This is a genomic window from Mesorhizobium sp. LHD-90 (assembly GCF_030929505.1).
GTDB lineage: Bacteria > Pseudomonadota > Alphaproteobacteria > Rhizobiales > Rhizobiaceae > Kumtagia.
In genome coordinates this window covers 205,112-219,675 of sequence record NZ_JAVFVV010000007.1, presented here as the reverse complement: position 1 = coordinate 219,675, position 14,564 = coordinate 205,112, and the positions used below count along the sequence as shown (strand labels likewise).

At 66.3% G+C, this 14,564-nt stretch carries 11 protein-coding genes; 3 read left to right on the top strand and 8 right to left on the bottom strand.

Annotation, left to right across the window (positions count from 1 at the left end):
* Positions 1 to 96: 96 nt before the first annotated feature.
* The 5 genes from RB623_RS12135 to pgi all read right to left on the bottom strand — a co-directional run bounded on the left by RB623_RS12135 (position 97) and on the right by pgi (position 6,913).
* Positions 97 to 2,133, bottom strand: a complete 2,037-nt coding sequence (locus tag RB623_RS12135; protein WP_308057076.1) for a calcium-binding protein — start codon at positions 2,131 to 2,133, stop codon at positions 97 to 99.
* Positions 2,134 to 2,453: 320 nt separating this feature from the next.
* Positions 2,454 to 3,602, bottom strand: a complete 1,149-nt coding sequence (locus tag RB623_RS12130; protein WP_308057074.1) for a hypothetical protein — start codon at positions 3,600 to 3,602, stop codon at positions 2,454 to 2,456.
* A gap of 96 nt (positions 3,603 to 3,698) precedes the next feature.
* Positions 3,699 to 4,331 carry a helix-turn-helix transcriptional regulator gene (locus RB623_RS12125; protein WP_308057073.1) on the bottom strand — a complete coding sequence of 211 codons (633 nt, stop codon included), beginning with the start codon at positions 4,329 to 4,331 and terminating at the stop codon, positions 3,699 to 3,701.
* 160 nt (positions 4,332 to 4,491) lie between these two features.
* Entirely contained in the window at positions 4,492 to 5,202 is a 711-nt protein-coding gene (locus RB623_RS12120) for an HAD family hydrolase (RefSeq protein ID WP_308057072.1), read from the bottom strand.
* Between the two features lie 70 nt (positions 5,203 to 5,272).
* Positions 5,273 to 6,913 carry a glucose-6-phosphate isomerase gene (gene pgi, locus RB623_RS12115; RefSeq protein ID WP_308057071.1) on the bottom strand — a complete coding sequence of 547 codons (1,641 nt, stop codon included), beginning with the start codon at positions 6,911 to 6,913 and terminating at the stop codon, positions 5,273 to 5,275.
* Positions 6,914 to 7,222: 309 nt separating this feature from the next.
* On the opposite strand from pgi, the gene RB623_RS12110 reads away from it, so the two are divergent.
* Positions 7,223 to 8,716, top strand: a complete 1,494-nt coding sequence (locus tag RB623_RS12110) for a PLP-dependent aminotransferase family protein (RefSeq protein ID WP_308057070.1) — start codon at positions 7,223 to 7,225, stop codon at positions 8,714 to 8,716.
* A gap of 366 nt (positions 8,717 to 9,082) precedes the next feature.
* On the top strand, positions 9,083 to 9,985 hold the full coding sequence (locus tag RB623_RS12105; protein ID WP_308057069.1) for an AraC family transcriptional regulator: 903 nt from the start codon (positions 9,083 to 9,085) through the stop codon (positions 9,983 to 9,985).
* Positions 9,986 to 10,023: 38 nt separating this feature from the next.
* On the opposite strand, the gene dmeF is transcribed toward RB623_RS12105, so the two are convergent.
* A complete protein-coding gene (gene dmeF / locus RB623_RS12100; protein WP_308057067.1) occupies positions 10,024 to 10,995 on the bottom strand; it encodes a CDF family Co(II)/Ni(II) efflux transporter DmeF in 972 nt (323 codons plus the stop codon).
* Entirely contained in the window at positions 10,992 to 11,264 is a 273-nt protein-coding gene (locus RB623_RS12095) for a metal/formaldehyde-sensitive transcriptional repressor (RefSeq protein ID WP_308057066.1), read from the bottom strand. Before RB623_RS12095 ends, dmeF begins: the two co-directional genes overlap by 4 nt.
* Before the next feature lie 191 nt (positions 11,265 to 11,455).
* Between RB623_RS12095 and RB623_RS12090 the strand changes: the two genes are divergently transcribed.
* Complete coding sequence (locus tag RB623_RS12090; RefSeq protein WP_308057065.1) at positions 11,456 to 13,057, top strand: trimethylamine methyltransferase family protein; 1,602 nt, start codon at positions 11,456 to 11,458, stop codon at positions 13,055 to 13,057.
* A 5-nt stretch (positions 13,058 to 13,062) separates the two neighbouring features.
* Here RB623_RS12090 and RB623_RS12085 read toward each other — a convergent pair whose 3' ends face one another.
* Positions 13,063 to 14,475, bottom strand: coding sequence for a S8 family serine peptidase (locus tag RB623_RS12085; protein ID WP_308057064.1), 1,413 nt, complete (start codon positions 14,473 to 14,475; stop codon positions 13,063 to 13,065).
* Positions 14,476 to 14,564 lie beyond the last annotated feature (89 nt).

Sequence of the window (14,564 nt, the reverse complement as noted above, 5' to 3'; positions counted from 1 at the left end):
CGTCGCGCGTCATCCGCGTTTGTCCTCCGGTCACGGCATTCGCGATCGGGCCGTCGCCGCGTCGCCGACGGCCCGATCATGCAGCCCCCGCCCCCGTCAGACGAAGCGGAAGTCGGAAGCGTCGACCAGCGCGGAGTTGAAATTGAGGATCTCGACCGTTCCCTCGGCGAAGGTCAACAGGGTCGAGCTTCCATCCTGTTCGACCTCGATGTCGTCGAATCCCTCGACGTCGAGATAGGTCGCGATCTCGATGCGGTCCTTGTCGTTGTCGAAGTACCGGATCAGGTCATCGCCGAACGGACTCAACTCGAAAACGAAGACGTCCTTGGCCCCAGTCTTGCCGTAGAGCACATCGTCGCCCGCGCCGCCGGACATCCGCGCCCCGCCGCCGCCGGCCCAGACCCGGTCATTCCCCTCGCCTCCCTTGAGATCGTCGAAGCCATTGCCGCCGTAGAGCCTGTCATTGCCCTCGTCACCGGAAAGCTCGTCCTTGCCGGCTCCGCCGCCGAGTCGGTCGTTGCCCTCGCCCCCTTCGACCGTATCGTTGCCCTTGCCGCCGCAGAGCGTGTCGTTGCCCGCCTCGCCAAAGGTTTCGTCGTCGCCGGAGTCGCCATGGACGCGATCATTGCCGTCGCCGGCCTCGATCTGGTCGTCGCCGCCGCGGCCGCGGACAAAATCGTTGCCGTCGAGCGCGATGAGTTGATCGTCGTCGCGATGCCCGATGAGCTGGTCGCGGCTATTGGTGCCGACGTGCCGGCTGATGCCGATTTCGTCGAGCAGGTCGTGCAGCTCATCCCGGCTGAGCCGCGTGTCGCCGACGGCCACGAAGGCGTCGTCGAAGTCGCCGTCGAAATCGTTGGTGCTCGCAAGCCCGTCCTCGAAGCTGACGACCGCGGCGTCCTCGTCGTCTTCGTCGTCGCATCCATCCTCCAGATCGGCCGCGCGGGCATTTTCGCCGGCCACGGGGTTGAGGAAATTGAAGCCGTCGCGGTTTCCGACGGCGTGGAACGCCCGGATCGGCAGCAGATTGCCGTCGGCATCGGCGACGAGCGGCGCCAGGCGGTCATAAATCGTGGCCGGGCCGGGCGTGTAGGTCGTGGCGTCGATGCCGTCATAAAGATGCGCAACGTCGCCCGTCTGGAAGTTGCGGAAAAACAGGCCGCCGCTCGCATAGTCCTCGAGATCGATACCGAGGGTTTCGATGTCGGGGATGAGGAAGAGGGCGAGCGACTGGCCCTCCGGAACCGCCAGCGTCACCTTCGCACCCGCCTTCGTTACCGAGGTGTCTGCAAAGAGAACCCGCGCCTCGCCGATTTCGCCCGTCGTCGGATCGAAAAAGTAGGCGCCGATCGCGTTCCTGGTGTTCGCATCCTCACCGAGGAAGGTGACCGTCCTTTTCGTGCCGTCCCCCGCAAAGGCAAGATCGTCCGGATCGACCGGCTTGGAACCGTCGACCTGACGTCGGTTCTGGAGGCCGCTGGCAAGCTCGACCTCTTCATCCGGCAGCGTGATCTCTTCCTCGAACACCTGGCCGACGCCCGGCGCGAAATATTTGAAGGAGCCGACGCCAGGCTCCATGCCCGACGTGTCGAGGATTTTCACGACATTGCGGAAGGTGCCGATGTCGGTGGTGATGGTCAGGCCGGTGGCGATCACCTCGCCTTCATCCTCGGCGACGCCGGGATAGAGTTCCTGGAAATAGCTGTCGCCGACCCTCGGCGCCGCGCGCATGATCCAGCCCGGCGCGGCGCCGTCGACGCCGGTCTCCCACGACCCGTCGAAGTCGGTGCCGATGAAGTTGCCGTCATCGTCATAACGGTAGTTCACGGCGATCTCGCCGAGATACCAGACATTGCCGGCATCGTCCTGCGCGTACCAGTCGAGCGTGTCCTCGACCAGCGCGCCGTCGGCATAGGCGGTGTCGCGCACGACTGCGGCAGTCACCCCCTCGATCCGTTTTGTCTCGAAGGTGGCAAAATGATCGTTGCGCTCGGTTTCCAGCTCCCCCGTCTCGGGGTCGGTGATCTCGGCGCCGTAGCTGTTGATCGCCCCTCCGGGCAGCGGGAAGAACGGGTTGTCGATGTCGGTGGAGTTGCTGAACTTGGCGGCTGCGAAGTTGGGCAGGATAGGCATGGCGTGTCCTCCGGGGGGCGGGTGGCGTTGCCGGCAGGTAGGCGCAGCAACGGACCGAGCATGGAGTGGCCGGGAGCCTAACGAAATCCGGCAGGTGTTAGTCTAGAGAATCCTTCGCCTTTTCAATTGCTTGCATGGTTCATCCTACGGATGTGAGCGCCGCCGGAGGCCAGGCGACATAGATCGGACGCGAGCCGATGTCTGGCGGCCGGAGCACTTCGCCACCGCTACGGCGGTCCAGGACGACAAGGCACGACCCGATGGGAATGCGGGAATTCAGCCTTCCATCGCCAGGCCAGACCGAGCAAGCCGCCGGCGATCTATTGCCCGAACTCTACCTCACCGCTGAAATTGAACACCGCGCGAACGCTGAACATGTGAGCATCTTCGCGTTCCGCATTCATTGCGAAGGTATAGGCGGCGGCGAGTTCCCACGCGGTTTCGGCCAACGGCCTGTCGCCGTCGGGCGAATAGAGCACCTCGAAATCGGCCAGGTGCTCGCTTGTATCCGTCCCGCCGGCGACGAGGTTCACCTGCTGCGTGTAGCTCGCGATGTAGGTCAAGGCATCCACCTCGAGCGCGGCGGAGCCCGTGACGGACAAGGCATCGTCCTCGCCCCCGTCGAAATGCCGGAGAAAGGCCACCTCGCCCAGCAGCCTGAGCGTCATGTCGTCCAGCTCGAAACTCTTGGTCGCGGCGGCCAGGAAAGCCGTTTCGTCACCGGATTTCACTTCGTCTTCGATGTCCTCCTCGGTCGGTTGCCCCGCCCTCTGGTAGCGAAAGCCCAACCTGTAGCCAAATTCGCCATCCCAATAGCATTCCGCCGTTCCCGAACCTTCGCAGCCGTCAAGGGTGATCGAGAACGACGACAGGCCGTTGGTGTTGCCCGCCCCGCCATCCGCCAGGCTGGTTCGGCCCCGGTTGGTGAAGAGCGACTCGCTCAGAATCGTGCGATCCGTCGTGAACAAGGTCGCCGCCAATGCATGGTTCAACCCGAGGCCTTCGAAGCCAAGGACAAATTCCCCGCCCAGACGCTCGTCCGCGTCGAAGTCGGACGCCAGATCGTCGGAGTTGATCCCCGGGGCGACTTCGCTGACGAGGCTGAAGATCGTGTCGAATTTTCCCAGCCGCGTGGTCGCGGGACCGGTCTCGACCATCGAGTACAGTTCGGCCACATATGTGCCGATGCCGGCAAAAACCGCATCCTGGCCCGGCGCCGGGTCCACCACCGGCTCGGTGATGATGGACGTCGCCAGTCGCAGATAGTCGGTCGGTGCCAGCACCAGGTCGGCCGTGATGGTCGGCTGAAGCACATAGGATTTCAGGGCCGGCGGACTGGCCGCGAACACCCGGTCGCCCTGAAGCTCGGTGGAAATTTCAAACTCGGCACACGGCGCGGCGCAATCCTCGACCAGTTCGCGTAACAGGTCTTCTTCGGCATACGCCGTCGTGGACAATGCCAGCGACAACAGCCCGCCGACAACGAAGCCTAGGATACGCCGGGTTCGCGGCCTACCGTGGGATGCGTCGCGAACCTGTCCGGCGCCCATGGTCTGTTCGAAGAATCAGGATGACGGAAAACCGCCGCGCGCCGTCCGATGCGGCGCGGCCAGCGCCTCCGACATCGCCGGGCGGGCAAGGCCACCACCGGGGGCCAATGACGGCGGCACCGGGCGCGGCGGCAGCAACAGGTCTTCGAGGAAATATGCAGAGAGCGCTGCGCGGCCCGAGAGCTCGGCCTTGTGGTAGAGCGTGGTCGCCTGCTGGCGAATAGTCGCCTCGCTTGCTCCGCGAATGCGCGCGATCTCCTTGTGGCTGAAGCCCTTAAGCAGCAGAAGTCCGACCTCCTGCTCGGCTTGCGTGCAACCCCAGGCGACGAACTGGCGTTGGATGGCGGCGCCTAGTTCCTGGAAATGGTCGGCCAGGCCGGAGCGCCATTGTGTGTCGCGCTCTCGCAATCGCGCAACTTCGTCGCGCAGGTCGAAGCTTTCAGCCTCCTGTTCACGCAGGCGCGAAGACAGGAGCGCCACGCAGGCCGAGCAGCCGACGAGAAGCGCGATGCCCACGGCTTCCGTCAACAGCTCCGCGGCAGTGATGTCCTCCTCTTCCCGCAAAGCTTCCAGGCCGAGCAGCAGGCAGAAAGTCCCCACCGCTCCCGCAATCAGGATCAGCCGGCCACGCCCCTTGCTCCAATCCATGGCTTGTCTCCCGGGCCAGGCATTGCGGCGACGGTCGCGCGGCCTAGCATGATCCTGGCCATTCTGCGACGGGCGGCGACTGCGCGCAACAGGCCGGCAGCGGCGTCCGCCGAGGCCCGGCGCCCTTGGCGGCAAGCCAACGGTCTGCGCTCAGGGCCACCTAGCCCTTCGCCGCCAAGAATCCCGGCAGTTCGGCGATGGAATCCAAAACCACATCGGCCATCGGCGCCAAGGATTCCCGCGTGCCGGTTCCGGACAGCACCGCCACCGCCAGCCCCGCCCCGGCGGCATGCGCCATTTCGAGGTCGTGGCGGTTGTCGCCGACCATGGCGATTTGCGAGGGTCTTAGTCCGGTCAGGTCGCAGAAGGCGTGAATCGCGTCCGGCGCTGGTTTCGGATTGGCGACGCCGTCATAGCCGTAGGCCGCGTCGAACATTTGCGCGACGCCCAGCGCCAGCAGCGTCTTTTCCGCGCCTCCGGTGGAATCGTTGGTGGCGACGCCCAGCCGGAAGCCGGCGGCATGCAGGGCCGCGATCGCTTCGCGGCTGCCCGGAAGCGGAACGGACTGCGCCGCCCCCTCGTCCGCCGTGAAGCGGTCGAAGCCGACGGTCATGGCCGCGCGTTCGGCGGGCGGCACTTGCGGATACCACAGCGCCACGATGTCGGCATTGGTGCCGGCGGCGAACACCGAGTCGGCCCTGAAGCAGTGGCGCTCGAAATCATAGCCGGCGACCGTCATCAGCGCGTCCGCCTTGCGCCGGTCTCCGCCCGCCGCCTGCAGCGCGAGCATATCGCCGATGGCGAACCACGTCGCCTGGAAGTCGACCAGCGTCCCGTCCTTGTCGAACAGGATTCCCCGAATATCGCGCAAGATGGCTTACCTTTTCTGCTTCCTAGGCCGGACGCACTTTTCCGTCCAACACCAACGACCTGAATGGTCCCTATCCTTCCCGTCTCAGCCTGTGGACATGCGCCACAAGTCCGGCCGTCGAAGCATCGCCGGCGGCGTGAGTTTTCCCCTCCACGACAGGCAGCAGCGCCGTGGCAAGTTCCTTGCCAAGTTCCACCCCCCACTGGTCGAAGGAGTTGATGTCGAACAGCGCGCCCTCGACGAAGACGCGGTGTTCGTAGAGCGCGATCAGCCGCCCCAGCGTGCGCGGATCCAGCTTGCGGTAAAGGATCGTCACCGAGGGACGGTTGCCGGTGAACACGCGGTGCGGCGCGATCTTTTCGACATCGTTCGTGGTCATGCCCTTGGCCAACATCTGCGCCTTCGCTTCGTCCAGCGTGCGGCCCTTCATCAACGCTTCCGACTGCGCCAGGCAGTTCGACAGAAGCAGGTCGTGGTGATGCTTCAACTCCGGCTCGTGGCCCTCCGCCGCCGCCAGAAACTCGACCGGAATGAAGTCCGTGCCCTGATGCAGCAATTGGAAGAAGGCGTGCTGGCCGTTGGTGCCTGGCTCGCCCCACACCAGCGGCCCGGTCGGCGTCGAAACCCTGCCGCCTTCCAGCGTGACAGCCTTGCCGTTGGACTCCATGTCGAGTTGCTGCAGATAGGCCGGCAGCCGCAACAGGCGCTGGTCGTAGGGGATGACGGCGCGCGCCGGATAGGCGCACACCACGCGGTGCCAGAAGCCGACCAGCCCCATCACCGCAGGCAGGTTCTCGAGCAGCGGCGCGGTGGCGAAATGCCGGTCCATCTCATGCGCGCCGGCCAGGAAGGCGCGGAAATTCTCGGCGCCCACCGCGATCATGATCGGCAGGCCGATCGCCCCCCACAGCGAATAGCGGCCGCCGACCCAGTCCCAGAAGCCGAACACCCGGTCCGGCGCGATACCGAAGGCGGCAACCTTGTCGAGCGCGGTGGAAACGGCGGCGAAATGGCTGGGCACGGCGGTCTTGCCCAGCGCGTCCACGATCCATCGGCGCGCCGTCTCGGCGTTGGTCATCGTCTCCACCGTGGTGAAGGTCTTCGACGCCACGATGAAAAGGGTCGAGGCCGGATCGAGCCCCTTCAGCGTGTCGTGCATATGCGCGCCGTCGATGTTCGACACGAAATGCGTGCGTGGCCCGTCATGGTAGGGCGCCAGCGCCAGCGTCGCCATCACCGGGCCGAGGTCCGAGCCGCCGATGCCGATGTTGACGACATCCGTGAAGCGTTTGCCCGCCGCGCCGCGCACCAGCCCTTCGCGCACGGCGTCGGAGAATCGCTGCATGGCGTCGAGCACCGCATGCACCTCGGGCATGACGTCCACGCCATCGACGATCACCGACGTGCCGAGAGGGTTGCGCAGCGCGGTATGCAGCACGGCGCGGTTCTCGGTGATGTTTATCTTCTCGCCCGCAAACATCGCGGCGCGGCGTTCTTCCACCTTGCCCGCCCTTGCCAGCGCTTCCAGCAGGCGCATCGTCTCGGCGTCGACCGCGCATTTCGACCAATCCAGCATCAGGTCGCCGTCGGTCAGCGAGAACGCGCCGAAACGGCCGGGATCGTCGGCGAAGGCCTTTCGCATGTCGGCGGGGTTTTGGGCGCGGTGCGCGCGCAGCGCCTCAAGCGCTGTCCTGACGGCTTGTGTGCTCATCCAAGGTCTCCCCTTGTTCCGCCGGTCCGGCGGTTGCGGCTTCCGGCCAAGCCCTAGCACGGCTCACGCCCGATTGGGAAAGGGCGGCGGGGAAAATTCAAACGGTTCGCAGCGCAGCCCGACTTCCGCCGCTTTTGCGGGTTGCATTCCGCAACGGCAGCTCCCTTCCGGCTGGCCCTCCGACCAAGCATCACTGGCACAAATCCTTGCGATCAGAATTTTTGATTGGCGCAAGGCATTGGACCAGGAATAGCATTCTCTGGTCCAGCAAAGTTCGATGAAATCGATTCCAGCTTCGAGGAATGCCCGATGCCCCAGAGAAACGACGCGGCCATATGGTCCGGCCTGTTCCGCATCTCGGCCGAGTCCGGCCAGACCCTGCAGGCGCAGATCCGCCAGGCGATCGTCGCAGCCATTCTCGACCGCCAGATCGCTGCCTCCATGCCGCTGCCGTCCTGCCGCATCCTGGCCGAGAAACTCGGCGTGGCGCGCGGAACCGTGGTCCTGGCCTTCCAGCAGCTCGTCGACCAGGGGTTCCTCGTCGCCCGCGAACGGCGCGGCCATTTCGTCAACCCGGAGGTGCTGGCCACCCCGGCCAAGCCGCATCTGAAGCAGACCGAGGCGACCAGCGAGGTGAACTGGAAGGCGCTGCGCCAGTTCGCGCCGACCGAGATGCCGCGCCCCGCCAAGAACGAGAACTGGATCAAGTCGTCATATCCATTCGTATACGGCCAGTTCGACCCGGCGCTGTTCCCCACCGCCGAATGGCGCGAATGCAACCGCATGGCGCTCGCCGTGCTGGAGATCCGCAACTGGGCGGCCGACATGGTCGATCGCGACGATCCGCTGCTGATCGAGCAGATCCAGGCCCGGCTATTGCCCAGGCGCGGCATCTTCGCCAATCCCGACGAGATCATCGTGACGCTGGGCGCGCAGAACGCGCTCTACATGCTGTCGACGCTGTTGATGGCCAAGGGCACCAAGGTGGCTATGGAGGATCCGGGCTATCCGGACGCGCGCTCGATCTTCCGGCTGGCCGGCGCCGAGATCGCGCCGGTACCGGTCGACCGCTCGGGCCTCGTCAGTTCATCCATTCCCGACGACGCCAACTTTGTCTTCGTCACCCCCAGCCATCATTGCCCGACCATGGTGCCGATGAGCGCCGAGCGGCGGCAGGATCTTCTGGCCCGGGCCAGCCGCAACGACCAGATCCTCATCGAGGACGGCTACGACAGCCAGTTGATCGACGAGGCGCCGCAGCAGGCGCTGAAGAGCCTCGACCGCTCGGGGCGCGTCATCTATGTCGGCTCGATGTCGAAGACGCTCGCGCCCGGACTGCGCATGGGCTACATCGTCGCCTCCGCCGACCTCATCGCCGAACTGCGCGCGCTGCGCCGTTTCATGCTGCGCCATCCGCCGGCCAACAACCAGCGGGCGGTGGCGCTGTTCCTGTCGCTCGGCCATCACGAGGCGCTGGTGCGCCGGCTGTCGACGGCCTTCGAGGAACGCCGCAAGCGGCTGGCGCACGCGATTTCCGCCTTCCTGCCGGAATGGCGCTCGACCGATTCGGCGGGAGGCACCTCGCTGTGGCTCGAAGGCCCGCGCGGCATCGATTCGCGCGGGCTGGCCGAGGCAGCCGCGGCGCGCAGCGTCATCATCGAGCCGGGCGACCGGTTCTTCGACCAGACGCCGAAGTCGACGCGTTTCATGCGGCTCGGCATCTCGTCGATCGCGCTGCAGCACATCGAGCCCGGTATCCGCGAACTGGCGACCGCGGCGGGGAGGCGGCCGGCGGCGGCGTGAGCGGTCCAGCCTGCGTTGCCGGCGAGCCGACAGTAACGTCGAGAAATTGAATGGGGCGCCGGCGGCGCCCCATTCGTCTTCCGCCGCCTCGGGCAAGGCGACATCGATGACGAAACGATAGCGCAGCTCGGCGCGCTCCATGTGCTCGAAGGCTTCGTCGTCGTCCCGCACGGCAAACTTCTCCTGGCAAGCGCGCGCAGGACCGCATCGGCGCGAAAAAGGCGCGTCGTTGCCGGCGATATTGCGGATGCGGCTTCGGGCGGACCGCGCCCGATCAAGTCGATCTGTTGCCTATTTCTATCAAATCGCCCATCGGGCGGAACAGGCCGGCTTGTGGACGCCGGTGCGCGTCGCCAACTATCCGTCATGCAGCAACTGTTGACGGACATGTGCGATCTGGTCAGGCGTCACGCCGGCGACGCCGACCGCATCCAGATCACCCCGGCTGTATCGGTGCTCATCGCCCGATCGGTCACCAGGCCGACGCCCACCGTCTACGCACCGATGCTCTGCCTTGTCCTGCAAGGCGCCAAGCACGTGACGATCGGCGACCGGATGCTCAGATACGATCCAGCCTCCTTCTTCATCGCCTCGCTCGAACTGCCGGTTTCCGGCCAGATCGTCGAGGCGAGCAGCGAGCATCCCTATCTCTGCGCCACCCTGATGCTGGACCGCGAGGAGTTGGCGGCGCTTATCCCCGCCGTGCCGGTGCAGCCCGACGGCCAGACCGCCGGCTTCGGCGTCAGCCCGGTCACGCAAAAGATGCTGGACCCGTGGGCGCGGCTGCTGGCCCTGCTCGAGGCGCCGGAAGACATTCCGGTGCTGGCGCCGATGCTGCAGCGCGAGATCCTCTACCGGCTCCTGCAAGGACCCCAGGGCGGCGTGCTGCGCCAGATCGCGCGGGCCGACAGCCGCCTGTCGCAGGTGCGTCAGGCGCTCCACTGGATTCGCGCGCATTTCGACGAAGCCATCCGCGTCGAGGCGCTGGCCGAGATCGCCGGCATGAGCCCCGCCTCCTTCCACCGCCACTTCAAGGCGGCCACCGCGATGAGCCCGCTGCAATACCAGAAGATGCTGCGACTGCAGGAGGCACGCCGGCTCATGGTGGTGAGCGCCAGCACCACCCAGGCCGCCTATCGCGTCGGTTATGAAAGCGCCTCGCAATTCAGCCGCGAATATGCCCGCATGTTCGGGGTGTCGCCGTCGCGCGACGCTGAGCGCATGCGCGGCGAGCGCGTCGATCTTCGGGAAGTGAACAGCGCGGCTTGAGGGACCAACTCGACCGGCGCATGGGCCTGGCGGCTGCTTCAGACTGCCGCCGGTTCGACCTCGATCGTCACATGCGACAGGTCGTGTATGCCGGCCAGTTTTCCGCGATAGTAGGACGGCGCTTTCGGCTTCGCCGAGGCTAGCGCGATGATCGCGCCGTGATGACCGGGGCCGAGCTGCCACACATGCAGGTCGGTTATGCGGTCGCTGTCCGTCTCCACCGCCCGTCGGATCTCGTCGGGCAGGTTTTCGCTCCTGGGCACATAATCGAGCAACACCGCGCCGGCATTGCGGATCAGGCCCCATGACCAGCGCGCGATGACCAGCGCCCCGAAGATGCCGATCGCCGGATCGAGCCACAGCCAGCCATAGATGCTTGCCGCCAGCAGGGCGACGATCGCCAGCACCGAGGTCAGGGCGTCGGCCAGAACGTGCAGATAGGCGGCGCGCAGATTGTTGTCACGGGCGCCGCCGCGCCTGTCGTGTCCGTGATGATCATGAGCATGGTCCGTATCATGATGGCGATGACCGCCGTAGTTGCCGTGATCGTGATGATGATGATCCTCCCGCAGCAGCCAAGCGCTGACGAGGTTCACGCCAAGGCCAAGCGCAGCCACGACCAACGCCTGCGAAAAATCGATCGGCACGGGGGCGCGCAGCCGAAGCAGGCTCTCCCAGGCGATCATCAGCGCCACAAGGGCCAGCACGATCGCGCTGGCGAAGGCGGCGAGATCGCCCATCTTGCCGGTGCCGAAGGTGAAGCGCGGATTGCGGGCGTTGCGGCGGGCATAGAGATAAGCCAGCGCAGCGATCAGCATCGCCGCCGCATGGGTAGCCATGTGCCAGCCGTCGGCGACCAGCGCCATGGAGCCGTAGATCGTGCCTGCAGCGATCTCGGCCACCATCATGGCTGCAGTCAACGCGATGACCAGCCAGGTGCGGATCTCGTTGCGCCGATGGTCGCGCCCCAGGAAGACGTGCTCGTGCGCGCCGGAAGCAATGCTGCTCATTTCAGGTAGGTCCTCACGACGCCGATCAGTTCTTCCGCGCCGCGCGAACGCGACGCGCTGTCCGCTGCCTCGACCACATGCTCGCGGATATGGTCCTCGATCAGCTCGGCTGTCAGGCCGTTGATCGCGCCCCGCACCGAGGCCACCAGGTTGAGGATTTCGGCGCAAGGCACCTCGGTCTCCAGCGCGCGCTCGACCGCCTCCATCTGGCCTTTCAGGCGGCGGACGCGAGCAAGCAGCTTGGGTTTTTCTCTGACGATATGGCTCATAGCATAGGGGGCTACCCTATTTTACCCGCGACGTCCACCAACCGTCCGGATTCCTGGCCTATCCGACCGTATCGGCTGGTCCATCCGCGCGAATACGCGGCGCGGCATAGTCTTGCGCATAGGGGCAATCGAGGGCGTCAAATCCGGCTTGCAAAAAACCTTAGCCGGCGCCTCGAATCGAGAGAAAAGACATGTCGGTCACGGCAGAATTGCAGACTTCCGGCCATGATTCGGGAGGAGACGGGCGTTCGCGCCGTTCCGGCGGCCGCGAGGCGCGGCGAGCCCTGCGAGCCGCACCGCTGGCCGACGACATCAGGCCGATCCGGCCCGGCCTGGAAGGTGGCAGGTACAAACCGTTGGTCCAGAACGACCTGGAACGTATCCACGAAGCGGTGCTGACGCTGCTCGAAACAGTCGGCTTCGCCAACGCCATCCCGTCCTGCATCGAGGCGCTGACGCGCGCCGGCGCGACCCTGTCGCCGGACGGCCGCCTGCGTTTTCCGCGCGGCCTGATCGAGGCCACTATCAAGAACGCCGCTCGCAATTTCACCCTGCATGGCCAGGATTCTCGCCACGACATGCTGATCCAGGGCAGCCGCGTGCATTACGGCACGGCGGGCGCCGCCGTCCATCTGGTCGATGTCGAAAAACGCGAGTACCGCGAATCGCTGTTGCAGGACATCTATGACGCCGCCCGCCTGGTCGACGGACTGGACAACATCCATTTCTTCCAGCGGCCGATGGTGCCGCGCGACGTGCCCGACCCGCTGGAGATGGATTTCAACACGCTCTACGCCTGCGTGATGGGAACGTCGAAACACGTCGGCACGTCCTTCACCGTGCGCGAGAACGTCAAGCCGGCACTGGAGATGCTCTACGCCATCGCCGGGGGCGAGGAGAATTTTCGCGCCCGGCCGTTCGTCTCGAACTCCAACTGCTTTGTCGTGCCGCCGATGAAGTTCGCCGAGGATGCCTGCGGCGTGCTGGAAGCCTGCGTCGAGGGCGGCATCCCTATCCTGCTACTCTCGGCGGGCCAGGCCGGCGCCACTGCGCCTGCGGCGATTGCCGGCGCGGTGGTGCAGGCGGTCGCCGAGGTGCTGGTCGGCCTCATCTATGTCAACGCGATCAAACCCGGCCATCCGGCCATCTTCGGCACCTGGCCGTTCGTCTCGGACCTGCGCACCGGCGCCATGTCTGGCGGCTCGGCCGAGCAGGCGTTGCTGACGGCGGCCTGCGCGCAGATGGCGCAATTTTATGACCTGCCTGGTGGCTCGGCCGCCGGCATGGCGGATTCAAAACTCCCGGACATCCAGTCGGGCTATGAAAAGGGCATCACCAACGTGATGGCCGGCCTTTCCGGCCTCAACCTCGTCTACGAATCGGCCGGCATGCACGCCTCGCTGCTCGGCTTCTGCCTGGAAAGCCTGATCATCGACAACGACATGCTCGGCCATTGCCAGCGCTGCGTGCGCGGCATCGAGGTTTCCGACGCAGCGCTCTCGCTCGACACCATCGCCGAAGTCTGCCTCAACGGCCCCGGCCACTATCTCGGCAACGAGCAGACGCTGCGCTTGATGCAGACCGAATACTTTTATCCCGCCGTCGGCGACCGTTTCTCGCCGAAGGAATGGAACGAAAAAGGCAAACCCGACATTCTTTCGCGCGCTATCACCGAGAAGAAACGCGTCCTGGCCGAACGCTTTCCGCGCCACGTGCCGAAAACTCTCGACGACCGGCTGCGCGCCAGATTCGGCGACCTGATCCGCCTGCCCCGCAACGGAATGGGGCTTTAGAGGCTTTACCCCGCTCGCCCACACGCGCCCGAAGCATCGAGAAGCCCCCAGCCGAACACCGGGTCGCGGCCGGGTTCGCCCAGATCTTCCGCCGCGCGGGTCAAGCGCTCAGCAATCACCTGGGGCGTGGCCTCGGGGTCGCCGGCCTTGATCAGAGCCGCCGCGGCGGTGACGAAAGGCGCGGCAAAAGAGGTGCCTGTCTTGGGCCGAACCCCGCGCACGGAGGCCGCCGCCCACACCTCGACGCCCGGTGCTGCGAGATCGACATAGTCGCCCTGGTTGGCGCGGCGATAGACGCGCTTGGCCTTGTCGACCGCGGTCACGGCGATCACCGCCTCATAGGCGGCGGGATAGGCGGGCGCCGCGCGCGGACCGTTGTTGCCGGCGGCGGCCACCAGCACGCTGCCTTTGTCCGAGGCCGCCGCGACGGTGCGCGCGAGCAGCGCGTTGTCCGGCCCCGACAGGCTGAGATTGACGACGTCGATCCCGCGCCCCGCCAACAAGTCGACGGCGCGCACCAGGGTAAAAACGTCGGCGCGGTCGTCGCTGCCGGACCCGCGATGGAAGGCGTCGACCGCCACCAGCCTGGCCCCCGGCAGCAGGCCCGGCGTGCGCGAGTTTTGCGCACCCACCAGCAGCGCGGCCACAGCCGTGCCGTGCTGGCGCGCCGATTCCGGCAGCGGGGCAGCGTCGGCGATGCGGGCCACCTCCACCTGCCCGCCGGCAAAAGCGTCGTGCTCGGGATTGATCGCCGTGTCGATCAGGCCGACCTTGACCGAGCCCAAGCAGGCGGGCGCGCCCGAAACCGCCGGCCAGGCGACCAGTAGATGGCTGGCGCAATGGCCACCGGCGCAGCCATTGTCCTGTTCCGGCCGGTAAAAGTGGTTGAAGTCGGCGGCGGCCTGGGGCGAGGCGGCGCGCACCTCCGCGAGTGCGGTCTCCAGCGGCTGCCCGGTCGGCGCACGCAGGCGAAACACGTCGCCGCCGAGCAGCGCCACCTGGCGGCGTTCAGCAACCACGAAGCCGGCGGCCGTCAGTCGCTCCAGTTCCGCCGGCGTCAGGCCGACGGCGACGATCTCCTCGGCGCGGGTCTGTAGGGGAATCGGTGCCCGACGCGGTGTCGCCCCGCGCTGAACGGCCCGCCTAGGCGCCGCGCGCCTAGGCTCGAACCAGCGGCGCGGCGATAGCCAGCGCGGCGCCCGCAGGCGCACGGCCGGTCGCCGGTCGTCGTCATCCCCCCGTGCTCCACGCCTGCCACCGCCGCCGCCATCGTCACCATCATCGTCATCGGCGAAGGCCATGCCGGCGCCGGCAATCGCGCCCAAGGGCGGCACCGTCTCACCGAGTATCGCTGCGAGCACGCCCAGCGCGACCAGCGCCGCCGCCAACCGCTTCAGCCGTTTCGCAACACCGGCCATGATGGTTCCCTCGCTCGCTCCGACATCTGTCGTGATAACTCATACAGGCGATTTCGCAACCGCCGGCGGAGGAAACGCGGGAGGGACGG